19 protein-coding genes and 1 riboswitch are annotated in these 17,022 nt (G+C 74.0%); of the genes, 13 read left to right on the forward strand and 6 right to left on the reverse strand.

Annotation, left to right across the window (positions count from 1 at the left end; genetic code table 11):
• The first annotated feature begins 84 nt into the window (after positions 1–84).
• From O7611_RS20775 to fabF, 4 genes are all read left to right on the forward strand, one after another.
• Positions 85–1,254: an acyltransferase domain-containing protein gene (locus O7611_RS20775; protein ID WP_194802231.1), complete on the forward strand. Its 1,170-nt coding sequence runs from the start codon at positions 85–87 to the stop codon at positions 1,252–1,254.
• Positions 1,255–2,199, forward strand: a complete 945-nt coding sequence (locus O7611_RS20780; RefSeq protein ID WP_269697425.1) for a beta-ketoacyl-ACP synthase III — start codon at positions 1,255–1,257, stop codon at positions 2,197–2,199. It begins immediately after the preceding gene.
• Between the two features lie 82 nt (positions 2,200–2,281).
• Positions 2,282–2,521 (forward strand): acyl carrier protein, encoded by a 240-nt coding sequence (locus tag O7611_RS20785; RefSeq protein ID WP_007072348.1) that lies wholly within the window; start codon positions 2,282–2,284, stop codon positions 2,519–2,521.
• Positions 2,522–2,523: 2 nt separating this feature from the next.
• Positions 2,524–3,750: a beta-ketoacyl-ACP synthase II gene (gene fabF / locus O7611_RS20790; RefSeq protein ID WP_269697426.1), complete on the forward strand. Its 1,227-nt coding sequence runs from the start codon at positions 2,524–2,526 to the stop codon at positions 3,748–3,750.
• Between the two features lie 51 nt (positions 3,751–3,801).
• Here fabF and O7611_RS20795 read toward each other — a convergent pair whose 3' ends face one another.
• The 3 genes from O7611_RS20795 to O7611_RS20805 are packed head-to-tail and all read right to left on the reverse strand — an operon-like array spanning position 3,802 to position 6,327.
• Positions 3,802–4,023 carry a hypothetical protein gene (locus O7611_RS20795; RefSeq protein ID WP_194802233.1) on the reverse strand — a complete coding sequence of 74 codons (222 nt, stop codon included), beginning with the start codon at positions 4,021–4,023 and terminating at the stop codon, positions 3,802–3,804.
• 54 nt (positions 4,024–4,077) lie between these two features.
• On the reverse strand, positions 4,078–5,802 hold the full coding sequence (locus tag O7611_RS20800) for a glycoside hydrolase family 3 protein (protein ID WP_269697427.1): 1,725 nt from the start codon (positions 5,800–5,802) through the stop codon (positions 4,078–4,080).
• A 33-nt stretch (positions 5,803–5,835) separates the two neighbouring features.
• On the reverse strand, positions 5,836–6,327 hold the full coding sequence (locus O7611_RS20805; RefSeq protein ID WP_194802235.1) for a DUF3145 domain-containing protein: 492 nt from the start codon (positions 6,325–6,327) through the stop codon (positions 5,836–5,838).
• Between the two features lie 328 nt (positions 6,328–6,655).
• Between O7611_RS20805 and O7611_RS20810 the strand changes: the two genes are divergently transcribed.
• Entirely contained in the window at positions 6,656–6,985 is a 330-nt protein-coding gene (locus O7611_RS20810; RefSeq protein WP_013287842.1) for a hypothetical protein, read from the forward strand.
• 37 nt (positions 6,986–7,022) lie between these two features.
• On the opposite strand, the gene O7611_RS20815 is transcribed toward O7611_RS20810, so the two are convergent.
• Positions 7,023–7,646, reverse strand: a complete 624-nt coding sequence (locus O7611_RS20815) for a carbonic anhydrase (RefSeq protein ID WP_194802236.1) — start codon at positions 7,644–7,646, stop codon at positions 7,023–7,025.
• A gap of 147 nt (positions 7,647–7,793) precedes the next feature.
• On the opposite strand from O7611_RS20815, the gene O7611_RS20820 reads away from it, so the two are divergent.
• The 4 genes from O7611_RS20820 (at position 7,794) to O7611_RS20835 (ending at position 13,315) form a co-directional block, all read left to right on the forward strand.
• Positions 7,794–8,708 (forward strand): alpha/beta fold hydrolase, encoded by a 915-nt coding sequence (locus tag O7611_RS20820; RefSeq protein WP_194802237.1) that lies wholly within the window; start codon positions 7,794–7,796, stop codon positions 8,706–8,708.
• A gap of 124 nt (positions 8,709–8,832) precedes the next feature.
• Positions 8,833–10,950 (forward strand): HelD family protein, encoded by a 2,118-nt coding sequence (locus tag O7611_RS20825; protein WP_194802238.1) that lies wholly within the window; start codon positions 8,833–8,835, stop codon positions 10,948–10,950.
• Between the two features lie 91 nt (positions 10,951–11,041).
• Positions 11,042–11,956 (forward strand): cation diffusion facilitator family transporter, encoded by a 915-nt coding sequence (locus tag O7611_RS20830; RefSeq protein ID WP_194802239.1) that lies wholly within the window; start codon positions 11,042–11,044, stop codon positions 11,954–11,956.
• A 144-nt stretch (positions 11,957–12,100) separates the two neighbouring features.
• Positions 12,101–12,231, forward strand: a riboswitch (cyclic di-AMP (ydaO/yuaA leader).
• 4 nt (positions 12,232–12,235) lie between these two features.
• Positions 12,236–13,315, forward strand: coding sequence for a coiled-coil domain-containing protein (locus O7611_RS20835; RefSeq protein WP_269697428.1), 1,080 nt, complete (start codon positions 12,236–12,238; stop codon positions 13,313–13,315).
• 25 nt (positions 13,316–13,340) lie between these two features.
• On the opposite strand, the gene O7611_RS20840 is transcribed toward O7611_RS20835, so the two are convergent.
• Complete coding sequence (locus O7611_RS20840) at positions 13,341–13,793, reverse strand: SRPBCC family protein (protein ID WP_194802241.1); 453 nt, start codon at positions 13,791–13,793, stop codon at positions 13,341–13,343.
• A 101-nt stretch (positions 13,794–13,894) separates the two neighbouring features.
• A complete protein-coding gene (locus tag O7611_RS20845; protein WP_013475611.1) occupies positions 13,895–14,254 on the reverse strand; it encodes an STAS domain-containing protein in 360 nt (119 codons plus the stop codon).
• Positions 14,255–14,673: 419 nt separating this feature from the next.
• On the opposite strand from O7611_RS20845, the gene O7611_RS20850 reads away from it, so the two are divergent.
• From O7611_RS20850 to O7611_RS20865, 4 genes are all read left to right on the forward strand, one after another.
• On the forward strand, positions 14,674–15,078 hold the full coding sequence (locus O7611_RS20850; protein ID WP_194802242.1) for a hypothetical protein: 405 nt from the start codon (positions 14,674–14,676) through the stop codon (positions 15,076–15,078).
• Positions 15,079–15,237: 159 nt separating this feature from the next.
• Positions 15,238–15,912, forward strand: a complete 675-nt coding sequence (locus O7611_RS20855; RefSeq protein ID WP_135241477.1) for a BON domain-containing protein — start codon at positions 15,238–15,240, stop codon at positions 15,910–15,912.
• Between the two features lie 59 nt (positions 15,913–15,971).
• Positions 15,972–16,469, forward strand: coding sequence for a redoxin domain-containing protein (locus O7611_RS20860; protein ID WP_269697429.1), 498 nt, complete (start codon positions 15,972–15,974; stop codon positions 16,467–16,469).
• On the forward strand, positions 16,466–17,020 hold the full coding sequence (locus tag O7611_RS20865; protein WP_269697430.1) for a DsbA family protein: 555 nt from the start codon (positions 16,466–16,468) through the stop codon (positions 17,018–17,020). Before O7611_RS20860 ends, O7611_RS20865 begins: the two co-directional genes overlap by 4 nt.
• Positions 17,021–17,022 lie beyond the last annotated feature (2 nt).

A 17,022-nucleotide genomic window follows, 5' to 3' on the forward strand; every position in this document is an offset into this window, starting at 1 on the left:
TTGTAGGTTTCCTCTAAAGGTTCTAGTGCGGTTTGGTGCCGTACGTTACAGCGCGGCACGCCCGGATCCGTCAGAGTCGTACACGTGCTCGCCGTACTCTCTCCCGGACAGGGTTCGCAGAAGCCCGGCTTCCTCACGCCGTGGCTCGACCTCCCCGGCACCGAGGCACGTCTGCGCTGGTGGTCGGCGCTCGCCGGGGTGGATCTGATCCACCTGGGCACCCGGGCGGACGCGGACGAGATCAAGGACACCGCCCGCACCCAGCCGCTGCTGGTCGCCGCCGCGCTGCTCGCCGCCGAGCACCTGCCGATGCACGACGTCGGCCTGGTCGCCGGGCACAGCGTCGGTGAGCTGGGCGCCGCCGCGCTGGCCGGAGTGCTCCCGGCCGAGGCCGCCGTGACGCTCGCCGGCGTACGCGGGCGGGAGATGGCCGCCGCCTGCGCGCTGGAGCCGACCGGGATGGCCGCCGTGCTCGGCGGCGACCCGGACGAGGTGCTCGCCGCGCTCCAGTCGCACGGGCTGCACCCGGCCAACCGCAACGGCGCCGGTCAGATCGTCGCCGCCGGCGCGGTCGACGCGCTGGACAAGCTGGCCGCCGAGCCGCCGGCCCGCACCCGGGTCATCCGGCTCCAGGTGGCGGGCGCGTTCCACACGCCGTACATGGCGCCGGCCGAGACCGCGCTCGCCGCGATCGCCGCCGGTGTCCCGGCCTCCGCCCCGGCCCGGATCCTGCTGTCCAACCTCGACGGCGCACCGGTCGGGCACGGCCCCGAGACGGTACGCCGGCTGGTCCGGCAGGTGACCGCCCCGGTCCGCTGGGATCTGTGCATGCGTACGCTGGCCGACCTCGGCGTCACCGGCGTGATCGAATTGCCGCCCGCCGGCACGCTCGCCGGGCTGGTCAAGCGGGAACTCAAGGGCGAGGGCGCACCCGAGATCGTCGCCCTGAACACCCCGGCCGACCTGCCCGCCGCGCGCCGCCTGATCGCCCGGCACGCCGGCCCCGCCGCCCGCCCGACCGCGCCGTCGTTCCGGGTGGTCGTCTCCCCCGCCGCCGGACGCCTCGACCGGTCGGCCGGACCGGCCGAGGGCGCCGAGGTACGCGCCGGTGCGGTCCTCGGCCACGTCACCACCGGCCGGGGCCCGGTCGAGGTGACCGCACACGACAACGGGCCGCTCGTCGAGTGGCTCGCACACCACGACGACCCGGTCGCACCGGGCCAGCCCCTCGTCCGTATCGGAGGAACGCACTAAATGGCCGGCAGCCGGATCGTCGCGATGGGGCACTACCAGCCCTCCCGCGTCGTCACGAACGACGAGATCGCCCAGATGGTCGACACCAACGACGAGTGGATCCGGGACCGGGTCGGCATCGTCACCCGGCGGATCGCCGGCGACGAGACGGTGGCCGACATGGCCGCCGCCGCCGCCGGCAAGGCGCTCGCCAACTCCGGCCTCACCGCCGCCGACATCGATCTGGTCGTAGTGGCCACCTGCTCGTCGGTGGACCGCAGCCCCAACGTGGCCTGCCGGGTCGCGGCCAAGCTGGGCATCAATGCGCCCGGGGCGTTCGACCTCAACACCGCCTGCTCCGGTTTCGCGTACGCGCTGGGCACTGTCGACCACGCGATCCGGGCCGGCGCGGCGCGCAACGCGATCGTCATCGGCGCGGAGAAGCTCTCCGACTTCACCGACTGGACCGACCGCTCGACCTGCATCATCTTCGCCGACGGCGCCGGGGCGGCCGTGGTCAGCGCGACCGCCGACGACGAGCTGGCCGGGATCGGGCCGGTGGTCTGGGGTTCCGCGCCGGAGAAGAGCGACGCGGTCCGGATCGAGGGCTGGCAGCCGTACATCACCCAGGAGGGCCAGTCGGTGTTCCGCTGGGCCACCACCGCGATCGCCCCGCTCGCGCTGCAGGCGTGCGAACGCGCCGGGGTGGACCCGTCGGAGCTGGCCGCGTTCGTGCCGCACCAGGCCAACGCCCGGATCATCGACGGCATCGCCAAGCGGCTGAACATCCCGGACGCGATCATCGCCAAGGACATCGTCGAGTCCGGCAACACGTCGGCGGCGAGCATCCCGCTGGCGCTGTCGAAGCTTGTCGAGCGGCGCGAGGTGCCCTCGGGCGCCCCGGTGCTGCTGTTCGGCTTCGGCGGCGGCCTGACCTACGCCGGTCAGGTCGTGCGCTGCCCCTGAGACCCCCTCGGGCGCGAACGCGCCGAGGTGCGTGACCGGCGACGCCGGTCACCGGAACCCCCGATGAGAGGAACCAACCGCAATGACCCGTGACGAGATCACCGCCGGCCTCGCCGAGATCCTCGAAGAGGTTGCCGGGGTGAACCCGGACGACGTGGCCGAGGGGAAGTCCTTCACCGACGACCTCGACGTCGACTCGCTCTCCATGGTCGAGGTCGTGGTGGCGGCCGAGGAGAAGTTCGGCGTCAAGATCCCGGACAACGAGGTGCAGAACCTCAAGACCGTCGGGGACGCGGTCAGCTACATCGAGGCGCAGTCCTGATCATGAGTCGTCCCGACGTCGTCGTCACCGGGCTCGGCGCGACGACCCCGCTCGGCGGGGACGTCGCGTCGACCTGGGACGCCATGCTCGCCGGCCGCTCCGGGGTGAGTGCGCTCACCCAGGAGTGGGCCGCGCAACTGCCCGTCCGGATCGCCGCCGAACTGGCGGTCGACCCGTCCGAGGTGCTGGACCGGGTGAAGCTGCGCCGGCTGGACCGCTCGGAGGCGATCGCCATCATCGCCGCCAAGCAGGCGTGGGCCGACGCCGGTCTGGACGAGGCCGCGCCGGACCCGGAGCGCCTGGCGGTCAGCGTGGGCTCGGGCATCGGCGGCGCCACCACCCTGCTCGCCCAGGACGACATCCTGGAGGCGTCCGGACCGCGGCGGGTCTCCCCGCACACCATCCCGATGCTGATGCCGAACGGCCCGGCCGCCTGGGTCGGTCTGGAGCTGGGCGCCAAGGCCGGCGTCCACACCGTGGCCAGCGCCTGCGCGACCGGCGCGGAGGCGATCGCGCTGGGCCTTGACATCATCCGCGCCGGCCGGGCCGACGTGGTGGTGGCCGGCGGCACCGAGGCGGTCATCCACCCGCTGCCGATCGCCGGCTTCAGCTCGATGCGGGCCATGTCGACCCGCAACGACGAGCCGGAACGGGCCTCCCGGCCGTGGGACTCCGGTCGCGACGGCTTCGTCCTCGGCGAGGGCGCGGGCGTGGTGATCCTGGAGCGCGCCGACCACGCCGCCGCCCGGGGCGCCCGGCTGTACGCGCGCCTGGCGGGCGCGGGGATCACCTCGGACGCGTACGACATCGTGCAGCCGCACGCCGAGGGTGAGGGCGCCATCCGCGCCATCGCCCGGGCGGTCGCCGACGCGGACGTGGCCCGTACCGACATCGTGCACGTCAACGCGCACGCCACCTCCACCCCGGTCGGGGACATGCTGGAGATCGGCGCGCTGCGTCAGGCGGTCGGCGACCACCCGGTGCTCACCGCCACGAAGTCGATGACCGGGCACCTGCTCGGCGCGGCCGGCGCGCTGGAGTCGATCGCCACCATCCTGGCCATCCGGGACGGCGTGATCCCGCCGACGATCAACCTGGACGACCCGGACGAGGGCCTGACGCTGGACGTCGCCGCGCACAAGGCGCGTCACATGGAGATCCCGGCGGCGCTGAACAACGCGTTCGGCTTCGGCGGGCACAACGTGGCGCTGGTCTTCACCCGCCCCTGAGCGGACGCGAAGGGCCCCTTCTCCGTTCGAGGAGGGGCCCTTCCGCACGTCTCAGCCGCGGTTGCGGGGGTGCTGCCGGGCGGTCCGCTCGTTGCCGTGCCGGTAGTTGCCGGTCCACCGGGCCATGGTCAACTGCGGATCGTCGTCCACCTCGGCCAGGAACTGCGCGGCCCGGCCGCCGCGCAACGTGCCGGCGACCCGGCCGTGATGCGTGATCACCACCGTGCCGTCGCCGCGCTCGACGTACCGGAAGCCCTGTGCCGCCTGTCCCATGTGCGCCACCCTGCCAGCCGGCCACCCCGGGCCGCACCCGAGTTACGACGGCGGTCAGGTCCGGCAGGTGGTGGCGGGCAGGCCGGAGACCGGCACCGGGGAGCGGCCGGCCGGGCGGGCCTTGCCGGCGAGCACCGCGGCCAGCCCGGTCATCGAGGCGCGGGTGGACGAGTAGGTCGCCATCAGCGTCGGGGACTTCGCACCGGACAGGACGTACGGCGTGTCCATCGCCACCGTCACGGCGGCGCCGGCGCTCAGGTCCTTCGCCCCGTCGCCGTACCCGACCAGGTGCACCACTGTGCCGCCGGAGGGCACGACCTTGACCCCGGCCGCGGTGAGCGCCTCGGTCAGCAGCTTGCGGGTGCGCTCCCGGCCGCCGGAGGAGGTCACGCTCACCGGGCCGGTCACCGCGCCGCCGCACTTGCCGCGCAGCACCGTCACGGCGGCGGTCGCCAGGTCGTCGGCGGCCTTGCGGTGCGCAGCGCCGTCGAGCGTGGACAGCGCGGGGGTGTCCCGTCCGGCCAGCCGGAACTTCATGGTCAGCACGCGGGTGACCGCCTCGACCAGGCGGGCGCGGGGCAGTGAGCCGTCCTTGAGTGCGGCGCGCAGCCCGTCGTACGCCTGGGTGACGTTCGGGGTCATCAGGATGAGGTCGTTGCCGGCGTTGAGCGCGCGCACGGCGGCCTCGCCCGGCGACCACTTCTTCGCCGGGGCCATGTTCATCCCGTCGGTGATCACCACGCCCTGGAAGCCGAGCTGGCCGCGCAGCACGTCGGTGAGCAGCTTGCGGGAGAACGTGGCGGGGGTGCCCGGGTCGACGGCCTTGACGTCCAGGTGGGCCGACATCACCGCCATCGCTCCGGCGCCGATGCCGGACCGGAACGGCGGGAACGCGAGACGGTCCAGCTCGGCGCGGGACTGCTTGATCACCGGCAGTTCGGTGTGCGAGTCCTCGGCGCTGAGGCCGTGCCCGGGGAAGTGCTTGACCGCGGCGCCGACGCCCTCGGCCTGCAGGCCGCGTACCGCGCCGGCCACCTGCGGGGACGCGCTCGCCGGGTCGGCGCCGAAGGACCGGGAGCCGATCACCGTGCTGCGGGTGGCGAGCACGTCGGCGACCGGGGCGAAGTCGAGGTTGATGCCCATCGCGGCCAGCTCGGCCCCGGCGGCCCGCCAGGCGGCCTCGGTGAGTGCCGGGTTCCCGGCGGCGCCGGCGGCGAGCGGGCTGGGCAGCAGGGTCACCCCGTCGGTGATCCGGGTGACCACGCCGTACTCCTGGTCGGTGCCGATCAGGAACGGCGCGCCGCCGGCGGGCAGCTTGCCGGCGGCGGCGCGCAGCCCGTCGGTGAGCGCACGGACCTGCTTCGGGTTGTCCACGTTCGTGGTGGCCTGGTTGCCCGAGGTGGGGTCGTCGGCGCTGAAGCCGACCAGGATCACGCCGCCGAGCCGGTACTTCGCCACCATCTCGGCGGGGGTGTCGACCCCGGCGAGCGCCCGGTTCCCGGCCGCCGAGCCGGCCGAGACCTCGGTGGCCGAGCTGCCGTACGCGTACGGCATCAGCACCTGCCCGACCAGGTCTTCGTCGCTCAGCGTGCCGACGAGCGCGGCCGCCCGGGCGGCCGGATCGGCGGCCGGCGAGTCACTCGGCGCGGGCGCTGCCGACGACGGCGCCGGGCTCGTCGGGGCGGGCCGGGGACGGTCCGGCCCGTCCGAGCACCCGGAGACGAGCAGCGCGGTCAGTGCGGCGAGCGCGACGGCGGAGCGCCGCGGGGAAATCGACACGCGGCCCACCGTATCGGGGCAACTCGGCCGCCGTCACCCGACCCGGGTGAGCAGCGTCACCGGCGCGCCGTCGCCGGCGTACCGGTAGGGCTCCAGCTCGGCGTCCCAGGCGGTGCCGAGCGCCTTGTCCAGGGCGTGGGCCAGCGCCTCCGGGCCGCGTGCGGCGGTCATCAGGCTGCGGAGGCGGTCCTCGCCGAGCTGGATGTCGCCGGCCGCGCCGACAGCGGCCCGGAACAGGCCCCGGCCCGGTACGTACATGAAGCGCTCGCCGTCGACGCCGGGACTGGGTTCCTCGGTGACCTCGAAACGGATCATGGGCCACTGCCGGAGGGCAGCGGCCAGCTCCGCGCCGGTCCCCGGGCTGCCGGTCCAGCCGCACTCGGCGCGGCGGGCGCCCGGATCGACGGGCTGCGCCGTCCAGTGCAGGTTGACCGGCGCGGCGAGGACGCGCGCGATCGCCCACTCGACGTGCGAGCACACGGCGAGCGGGGTCGAGTGGACGTATACGACGCCACGCGTTGGCACGGTGACCTCCCGGTGAGCCGAGGTGCGTCTTCCCCTACGACCTCGTCCTACCGAGTGGTACCTGGCACACATGATGACCCGTGTGACTGGTGGTGCGCCAGCGAATCGGAAAATTCGCCGGGCCCCGGAGCGGGAAATACCCGGGTGGCGGACCCGGTTATGCCCTCTGACGCCGCGACGACCAGCCAGGTGTCGTGGTCGTGTACAGTTCTCTGGGCGGTTCTCTGTGCCGCCGTACATCTTCGCGGGCCGGCGCCCACCCGGGCGTCACTCGCACAGCCCCCGGACGGCCTTCCGTCCCCACCGTACGTCTGCAAGGAGTACCTCCGTGGCGAGCAACACCTCTAAGACCGCGCGCGCGTCCGTCCGGGCCGGCCAGGCTGGCCAGGGTGGCGCCCTCAGCGTGCTGGGCGAGTTCAAGTACCTGATCCCGCTCAACGGCGGCAAGCACGCCTACGTGCGCAACCTGACCAACGGCAAGACCGCGCACCTGCGCACCGACTCCGACGCCTTCGTCGAGGAGATCCGGGTGCTGGCCGCCGCCGGCCACGCCGCCAAGATCCGCGCCGAGATCAACGGCCTGGCCGCGTCCTACCCGGACCACGGCTGGGACGCCACCGAGAAGCGCCTGGTCGAGGCCGGCGTCTTCGAGGGCTGAGCGCCCTCACCCGCACCACCGCGACCGCCCGCCGGGATCATCCCGGCGGGCGGTTTCGCGTCTCCTCCTGCGGCAACAGCGTGACCTCGCCGGTGGCCAGGTCGTAGAGCGCGCCCTCCACCGCCAACTCGCCGGCCTCCACCGGCCCGGCCAGCCGGTCGTCGGCGCGCAACGCGGCCACCGTGCGCCGGACGTGGCGGCGGATCGCCAGCGGATGCGCGTCCGGGTCGTCCAACCCGACGTCGGTCACCGCCGGGGCGATCCGGTCCACCACGTACGCCAGGTCGCCGCCGGGCCGCCGCCCGGTGCGCAGCGCCTCGACGGTCGAGCCGACCGCGCCGCAGCGCTCGTGGCCCAGCACCATCACCAGGCGTACGCCGAGCTGCTCCACCACGTACTCGATCGAGCCCCGGACGGCCCGGTCCAGCACGTGCCCGCCGGTACGGATCACGCAGATCGAACCGAACGTCTGGTCGAAGATCGCCTCCAACGGCACCCGCGAGTCGATACAGCCCAGCACCACCGCGTACGGCTGCTGGTCGCCGGAGGCCACCGCGGCGGCGGCGGTGACGTCGTGCCCGTGCACCGGCCGGCCGCTGACGAAGCGGCGGTTGCCGGCGAGCAGCTCGGCCAGCGCGGCGCGCGGACTGGTGTACGGCATGCCTCCCAGCCTGGTCACCGATCCGACGCCGTGGGGCCGGACCGGAATCTTCTCTCCGGGCCGGTTGCCGTGGTCTCATGGCGGGTAACGCCGGTGTCACCGCCGGGTCATCCGGTGGACACACATCGGCGGGCCGGGAGGTGGACGATGCCGGACCTGGAACTGCGGCTCCCCGACGACGTACGCCTGCACGTCAGCGTCACCGGGCCGGTCGACGCCGAGGTCACCGCCGTCCTGCTGCACGGCTGGACGCTCGACGGGCGCAGCTGGCACCGTCAGGTCGCCGAGCTGCGGGAACGCTTCGGCGGCCGGGTCCGCCTGGTCACCTACGACGCGCGCGGCCACGGCCGGTCGAGCTGCCTGGCGCTGCGCGACGCCACCCTCGCCCAGCTCGGTGACGACCTGGCGGCGGTGGTCGACGAGATCGTCCCGTCCGGTCCGGTCGTCCTGGTCGGGCACTCGATGGGCGGGATGACGGTGATGGAGTACGCCCACCGCCACCCCGACCGGTTCGCCGCGCGTACCGCCGGTCTGGTGTTCGTCTCCACCACCGCCGAGGGGCACACGCACACCGCGTACGGTCTGTCCCCCCGGATCACCCGGCTGATCCGCCTGGCCGAGACGACAGGCGCCGGGGTGCTGGCCCGCTGCGGCGGCTGGCGGCCCCCGCACGCGCTGCTGCGCGCGCTGCGCCCGAGCATTCGCTGGATGCTGTTCGGCGACCGCTGCGACCCGGCGGACATCCGGTTGGTCACCTCCGCGGTGGCCCGGGCCACGCTGCGCTCGATCGGCGGTTTCCGCGCCTCGATCGGCGCCCAGCACCGGCTGGATACGCTCGCCGCGCTCGGCGGGCTGCCGGCCGCCGCGCTGGTCGGCGACCGGGACCGGCTCACGCCCCCGCCCTGCGCCGAGTCGATCGCGTCGGCGCTGCCCAGCACGGAGCTGACCGTCTGCCCGGGTGCCGGGCACATGCTGATGATGGAGCGCCCCGACGAGGTGAACGCGGCCCTCACCGGCGTGCTGGACCGGGTGCTGGCCGCCCGTCCCGCGACCCGCCTCTGAGCGTTCCCCACCTCCGGGCGGCACCGACGTACGCCACGTGCGCGGCATGCCCCGGCGTGCCGGTTGCCGGCGGCCCGTACCCTCATTCAGCCCGTCGTGCCCTCCGAACACAGGAGCATCCGCGTTGACCGACCAGACCACGCTGGACCGGGAGATCGCCGCCGAGCAGCGCCACCTCGACCGGGTGTACGCCCGGCTGGCCGAACTGCGCCGGTCGGCGGCCGACGCCGAGCGGGAGGGCTACCGGCTGGCCCGGGTCGGGAACTTCGGCGCGCTTGTCGAGCGGGACGCGATGGTCTTCCACGCCGCCCAGCGCCGACACGTGCTGGACGCCGAGCACGAGGGGCTCGTGTTCGGGCGGCTGGACCTGCGTACCGGGCAGGTGCTGCACGTCGGCCGCCTCGGGGTGCGGGGCGTGGACGCGGAGACGCTGGTGGTGGACTGGCGGGCGCCCGCTGCCGCCGCGTTCTACCAGGCGACACCGGCCGAGCCGCGCGGCGTGGTGCGCCGGCGCACGATCCAGTCCGCCTCCGAGAAGGTCACCCGGATCGAGGACGACCTGCTGGACCCGGAGGCCGCGCCGCCGGACATGGCGGTGGTCGGCGACGGGGCGCTGCTGGCCACGCTGTCCCGGGCCACCGGCCGGGGCATGCGGGACATCGTCGCCACCATCCAGCGCGAGCAGGACGAGGCGATCCGCTCCCCCGGCAACGGCGTCACGATCGTCTCCGGCGGCCCGGGCACCGGCAAGACGGCGGTGGCGCTGCACCGGGCGGCATACCTGCTCTACTCCGACCGGGCCCGGTACGCCGGCGGCGGCATCCTGGTGGTCGGCCCGTCCGGTGTGTTCGTCGAGTACATCGCCTCGGTGCTGCCCTCGCTCGGCGAGGAGACCGCCACGCTGCACTCGCTCGGCTCGCTGTTCCCCGGCCTGTCCGCGTCCCGCACCGACCCGCCGGACGTGGCGGCGGTGAAGGGATCGCTGCGGATGCGCCGGGTGCTGGAACGCGCGGTCCGCGACGCGGTGCCGGACTCCCCGGCCGAGCTGCGCCTGCTGTACCGGGGCGAGTTGCTGCGCCTGGAACGTCCCGCGCTGGACGCGATCCGGGAGCGGACGCTGGGCCGTGGGGCGCGCCGCAACGAGGTACGCCGGGCGGCGTTCGACGCGGTGCTCGCCGCGCTCTACGCGCAGGCCCGCACGCTGCGGGTGGGACGCCTGCCGGAGCAGCCCGCATTCGAGGACGAGATCATCGGGCGGCCCGAGTTCCGCGAGTTCCTCAAGGCGTGGTGGCCCCGGCTGCACCCGCGGCACGTGCTGGACTGGCTGGCCCGCCCGGACCGGCTGCGCCGCTACGCCGGGGGGATCCTCTCCTCGGCGGAGATCCGGCTGCTCGGCGACGCGTACCGGACGCTTGCGACCGAGGGGCTGACGGTGGCCGACATCGCGCTGCTGGACGAGCTGGACGCGTTGCTCGGCAAGCCGGTGCAGCGGGCCCGGCCCAAGCGCGACCCGTACCAGCTCGCCGGTGGCGTGCGCGAGCTGAGCACGTACGCCGACCGGCAGCGCGCCGCCCGCGCGGCGGCGCGGGAGCGTCCGGCCGACTACCGCGACTACGCGCACGTGGTGGTGGACGAGTCGCAGGACGTCTCGCCGATGCAGTGGCGGATGATCGGCCGGCGCGGCCGGCTGGCGTCCTGGACGGTGGTCGGTGACCCGGCGCAGACCGCCTGGACCGGCGACCCGCAGGAGCTGGACCGGGCCCGTGACCAGGCGCTGGGCCGGCGTAAGCGGCACCGCTACGAGCTGACCACCAACTACCGCAACTCGGCGGAGATCTTCGCGGTGGCGGCGGCGGAGATCCGCCGCCTCTACCCGGACCTGCCGCTGCCCGACGCGGTGCGGTCCACGGGCGTGCCGCCGGTCGAGCGCACAGTGCCCGCCGCCGACCTGCCGGCGGCCACCGTCGAGGCGGCCGAGGCGCTGCTCGCGCAGGTGGAGGGCACCGTCGGCGTGATCACGCCGGTGCCGCGCCGGGACGAGGTGGCCGGCTGGCTGGGCGCGCTCGGCGCGGGCCGGCTCCAGGTCGTCACCAGCCTCCAGGCCAAGGGCATGGAGTACGACGGCGTGGTGCTGGTGGCGCCGGGCGAGATCCGGGCCGACCCCGGCTCGGGCGTCCGCACGCTCTACGTGGCGCTGTCCCGGGCGACGCAGCGCCTCACCACGCTCGACCCGGTGGGGTGACCGGCCCCGCCGCCACCCACAGTTCACTTGCATACATAGCGATGTGAACATACATTGGGCCGGGCCGGTACGCGGCAGGGAGGGTGTTGGCGTGGGCGCAGGTCATGACCACAGCGGCGCGGTGGCCAATGCGGCACACCGCCACGCAGGCCGCCTCTGGGCCGCGTTCGCGCTGCTCGCCGCCCTGATGGTGGTCGAGGCGGTGGCCGCCTTCACCACCGGCTCGCTGGCGCTGCTCTCCGACGCCGGGCACATGTTCACCGACGTCCTCGGCATCGGCATGGCCCTCGCGGCGATCACCGCCACCCGCCGGGCCGGCACCGACCCGCAGCGCACGTTCGGGCTCTACCGGCTGGAGGTGCTCGCCGCCCTCGCCAACGCCGTCCTGCTCGGTGCCGTCGCCATCTACGTCCTGGTCGAGGCGGTACGCCGGTTCGGCGAGCCGCCGGAGGTGCTGGCCGGACCGATGCTCGTGGTGGCGGTACTCGGCCTGCTCGCCAACATCGTCGCGTTCGCGCTGCTGCGCGCCGGGTCGAAGGAGAGCATCAACCTGCGCGGGGCGTACCTGGAGGTGCTCGGCGACCTGCTCGGCTCGCTCGGCGTGATCGCCGCCGCGCTGGTCATCGCGGTCACCGACTGGTGGTGGGCCGACCCACTCGTCGCCGTCGGCATCGGCGTGTTCATCCTGCCGCGCACCTGGCGGCTCGGCCGGGCCGCGCTGCGCATCCTGGTGCAGGCCGCGCCGGAGCACCTCCAGGTCACCGCCGTGCACGACCGGCTGGCCGCCGTACCGGGCGTGGCCGAGGTGCACGACCTGCACGTCTGGACCCTCACCTCGGGCATGGAGGTGGCCTCGGCGCACCTGACCACCGACCCGGGCGCGGACCCGGCCGGGGTGCTGGCCGCCGCGCGGGCCGCCCTGCACGAGGACTTCTCCATCGATCACGCCACGTTGCAGGTCGAACCCGGAGCGTCGGCCGGAGTGTGCGGCAAGACCGAGTGGTGATTAGGACACACTTAAATCACTGGGACTAATGTAGTCTTATGCCGGTTTTGCCCCGCCTAGTGGCGTTGCTCGACGGAGCCGCGCCCGGGCAGCGCCGGTAGTCTCGGTCGCGGCCGCACCCGCGGACGCCACCCGGCCCCGGTGGGGCGGCCGTCGCCTAATCGTCCGCAGGGACGAGCCGGGGAACCACGTACGTGGGGTGCATCCGCGTCAGCGGTAGGGATCTTCCGTCCCGAACCCGTCAGCTAACCCGGTCGGCGTTGACGGAAGGACGTGTGAATGCCCCCAGTGGCACCTGTACGACGGACGGCCGCCCGGTTGGCGGCCCTGCTCGTCGCGACGCTGACCCTCGGCGTCGCGACCGTTCCGGTCTCCCCCGCCTCCGCGGCGCCGGCGACCGGCCTGCTCGCTGCCGCGCCCGGCGGCAACGACGAGGGCGGCACGCCGGAACTGCGCGCCCAGCTCGACGCGGCCAGCAAGGGCTGGCTGGAGGCGAAGGCCGCGCTGAACCGGTCGGTGACCCGCCAGAAACAGCTCAACGACCAGCTCAAGACGGTCGGCGCCGAGCTTGCCGTCCGCGACGCCAAGGTCGGCGAGATCGCCGTCGTGGCGTACCGCAACGGCCGCCTGGGCACCGCCGGGGCGCTGCTCGGCAGCAGCAGCCCGGAGGGCTTCATGGACCGGGCCGCCGCCCTGGAACAGGTCGCCGCGCACGAGGACCGCACGCTGCGCGACCTGATCGCCACCCGCGACGAGGCCACCCGCACCCGCGCCCAGCTCGACGGGGAGATCCTCGAGCAGCGCAAGCAGGTGACGGTGATGGCCAAGCGCAAGGAACAGGCCGAGCGCGCCCTGGAGGTGGCGAACGACCGCGCGTCGCGCAGCAGCAGCGGCGGCGGCGGCAGCGTCCAGGGCACCTCCAGCAAGAACGCGAAGCCGGCGCCGCGCAACTCGGACGGCTCCTGGCCGTCGGAGTCGTGCAGCGTCAACGACCCGACGCCGGCGAACGGCTGCATCACGCCGCGCACGCTGCACGCGCTGCAACAGGCGAAGGCGGCCGGCTTCACCAGGTACGTCTCGTGCCACCGGCCGAGCGGCTCGGGTGAGCATCCGAAGGGGCGGGCCTGCGACTTCGCCGCGCAGAAGAGCGGCTTCGGCGGCGTGGCCACCGGCGGTGACCGGACGTACGGCAACAACCTGGCCGCGTACTTCGTGCGCAACGCCGACCCGCTCGCCGTGCTCTACGTGATCTGGTTCAAGCAGATCTGGCTGCCCAGCAGCGGGTGGAAGTCGTACAGCGGCGGCAACGGCGACCCGTCCAGCGACCACACCAACCACGTGCACCTGTCGGTGTACTGAGCACGCCCCTGCAGGGTCGGCCGGATCAGACCGGCCGGCCCTCCAGGGTCGCGCCGAGGCGAGCCGCCAGGCCAAGGTGAGCCGCCCGGGCCTGGCGGAACGCGTACCCGAACAGCGGCGCCGGCGCGGTGAGCGTGATCTCCACGTCGATGCGTACCGTGCCGTCCGGCTCGTCGCGCAGGCGGGTGTGGTTGCGGACGGTCGTCGCGGGTTGCTGCCGCGCCACGGTGACGACCTCGTCCTCGCCCGCGACGAGCACGTCCGCCTGGTACGTGACCGGGAAGTGCAGCGGGCCGAGTTGCAGCCGGTCGGTGATCGCATAGCTGGCCAGCGCGCCCGGCCGGGCCGGCAGCTTCCGGACCCGGACGATCAGCGGATGCAGCTCACCCTGGCGACTCAGGTCACCCAGCAGGGCCACCGCTTCGGCCCGGGTGCACCGGGCCTGCACGGTGTAGCTGAAGCTGTCGCTGCTCTGCAAGCGGGCCCCCTCGCCGTCGTGCGTCGCGACGATCGTCCCGTACCGACGCCGGACTGGCAACGGGTAGAAGGTCCCCTGGCCGCAGGGGGTGTGAACGGCGCTCAGGCGCCGGGCAGCACCTCGGGGGTGTCGTCGGCGAACCACGGCTCGGGCGCGCCGAACAGGCCGAGCAGGCCGGTCACCCAGAGCTGCCGGTGCACGAACCGGCTCGGCTCGGTGACCACGAGCTTGACGCCGCTGACCTCGCAGGTCTGGAAACCCGCGACCATGGCGCTGATACCGACCGAGTCGATGAACGTGACGAGCCGCATGTTCAGCTCGATCCGCGCGGGACGGCCCTTCGCGAGCACCTCGGCGATCGCTTCCCGCACCTCGTACGCGGTGTCGACGTCGATCTCCCCACGGGGCGCGATCTGGACGACACCACCCGGCCGCACCGACTTCACGATCGACAGGCTCACGCGAGCACCTCCACTCGCCCATGACGGGCGCCTCATCAGTACGCGGGCCGCGACCGAGAGTATTCCTCCAACGGCCCGGTCGCCACCCCCCGGGATGAGCAATTCGCGAACTGGGCACACCTGGGCGTACCCAATCCGGACCTCCGGGTTCCAGTTTCCCCTGTACGGCGGGCCGCGGCCAACCGTGCGACCGGGCGGGCCCGCCGATCCGCCGACCAGGGTAGCTGGCGCACGCACGTCCCGTCGGCACCGGTCCCGGCGCGTTCGGGTGGTTCGTCCCGTTCGCTGCTCACGGCCCGGCACCACCCCGTGGGTTTGCCGCGTGCGCCGGTGGGGCACTGCCCGAGACAGTGAACCCGCCGGATGGACACCGGAGTCCGAAGTGGCCGCCGGCCTTCGGCACCCGAGGAGGTAGAACGATGTTCGGATCCAACCTGCTGGACCGCCGGGGCAAGGCCGAGCGGGTCGCCGACCAGGCGTGGCAGAACCTGCTCTCCGCCGTCGGTTCCGCCGGTGACAGCGTGCGCGACGCCACCCGGACCGCCCGCCGCAGCTCCTCCGGCCTGGCCGACGACGCCACCGACCTGGTCGGTTCCGCCGCCGACGAGGCACGCCGCCGAGCGTCCCTCGCGTTCGACGCGCTCGCCGGCCGCCGGCCCGCCCTGCCCTGGACGCTGCTGATCGCGGCGGCGCTCACCGGCGCGGCGATCGGCTGGGCCGCCGGCACCGCGGCGCGCGCTGCCGGCAGCCGGGACCGCGCCGCCGAGGAGATCGAGTTCGTGGACGTGGACCGGCCGAACTCGCCCGCCGGCCTGGACGGCTGACCCGCCCGTACGACTCGACGACGGCCGCCCCGGGAGGTTCCGGGGCGGCCGTCGTGCTGCCTCACCCGGACCGGGCGAGGGCCGCTCACCCGGGACGCGCGCAGGATAGCGGGTGCGGGACCACGTGCCCGTGCCGCGATCGACGGGAGGGAGAGCCGGATGACCACCGACACGATCACCCGTACCGACCGGGACATCCAGTCCGCCGTGCTCGACGAGCTGACCTGGGAACCGCGGGTCGGCGCGGACGAGATCGGGGTGACCGTCACCGAGGGCGTGGTGACGCTCACCGGCCGGGTCGACAGCTACGCCAAGAAGTGGGCCGCCGAGCGGGCCGCGCACCGGGTCGCCCGGGTCCGCGCGGTCGCCAACGACCTCGCCGTCCGGATCGACACCGCGGCCGGGCGGGAGGACCCGGAGATCGCCGTCGCGGCCGTACGGGCGCTGGAGTGGGACGCGTTCGTGCCGATCGAGGCGTTGCAGGTGACGGTGGCCGACGGCTGGGTCACGCTGCACGGCGAGGTCGAGTGGGAGTACCAGCGGCGGGCCGCCGAACGCTCGGTCGCCCGGCTCACCGGCGTGTGCGGGGTGAGCAACGGCATCGCGGTACGCCCCGCGGTGCGCGCCGACGGCGGTGACCTGGCCGAGCGGATCGTGGACGCGCTGGCCCGCAACCGCGCCACCGAGGCCGAGGAGGTCGACGTGCGGGTGCACGGCGACACGGTGCTGCTGGACGGGCGGGTCCACTCGCCCGGCGAACGCGAGGAGATCGAGCGGGTGGTGTGGAACGCACCAGGCATCCGGGAGGTGCGCAACCACCTCGCCGTGCGCTGACGGGAACCACCCCGCCCGGGTGAGCCCGCCTCACCCGGGCCGCGGGCATCGTGGGCGGCATGAGTGATCCGAACGGGCTGATCACACCGGGCACGGACGCGCCAGGGTTCACGCTGCCGGCGGCGCCGGACGGACGCGAGGTGGGCCCCGGGCAGTTCCGGGGCCGTCCCGTGGTGCTGGCGTTCTACCCCGCGGACTGGTCACCTGTGTGCGGCGAGCAGATGACCCTGTACCAGGCCGCCCTGCCCGAGCTGGAGCGGTACGACGCGGTGCTGCTGGGCATCTCGGTGGACAGCGTCGACTCGCACCGGGCGTTCGCCGAGAGCCGGGGCATCCGGTTCCCGCTGCTCGCCGACTTCGAGCCCAAGGGTGAGGTGTCACGCCGGTACGGCGCGTACGCGCCGCACGGGCAGTCGGACCGGGCGCTCGTGGTGATCGGCCCGGACGGCCGGGTGGCCTGGAGCCACCTGTCCCCGCCCGAGGTCAACCCGGGTGTGGACGGCATCCTCGACGCGCTGGCACGGCTGGACGCGGATCGGCGGGTGAGTGCCCGATGACCACGCCACTTCAGGTCACCACCGCGCGGCTGCGGATCCCGGTGACCGACCGCGACCATGTCCGCGGGCCGGTGGACGCGCCGGTCACCATCGTCGAGTACGGCGACTTCCAGTGCCGGTTCTGCGGCGCCGCGTACCCGAACCTGGCCGAGGTGCTGCGCCAGCGGGCCGACACGGTCCGGCTGGCGTACCGGCACTTCCCGATCACCAACGTCCACCCGTACGCGGAGAGCGCCGCGGAGACCGCCGAGGCCGCCGCCGCCCGGGGCCGGTTCTGGGACATGTACGACTGGCTCTACCAGCACCAGGACCAGCTCGACCCGGTGCACCTGTCGCTGGGCGTCGAGCAGATCGGCCTGTCGCCGGAGGAGATCGCCGCGGAGGTCGGCCGGCAGGAGTACGCCGACCGGGTCCGGCAGGACTTCGTCGGCGGCATCCGCAGCGGCGTCAACGGCACGCCGACGTTGTTCGTCAACGACGTCCGGCACGACGGCGGCTACGACCTGGCCGAACTGCTGGCGGTGGTGGACGCCGCCACCGACGACGGCTGACG

Origin of the sequence: Micromonospora sp. WMMC273, assembly GCF_027460285.1 — a bacterium.
GTDB classification, from domain to species: domain Bacteria; phylum Actinomycetota; class Actinomycetes; order Mycobacteriales; family Micromonosporaceae; genus Micromonospora; species Micromonospora aurantiaca.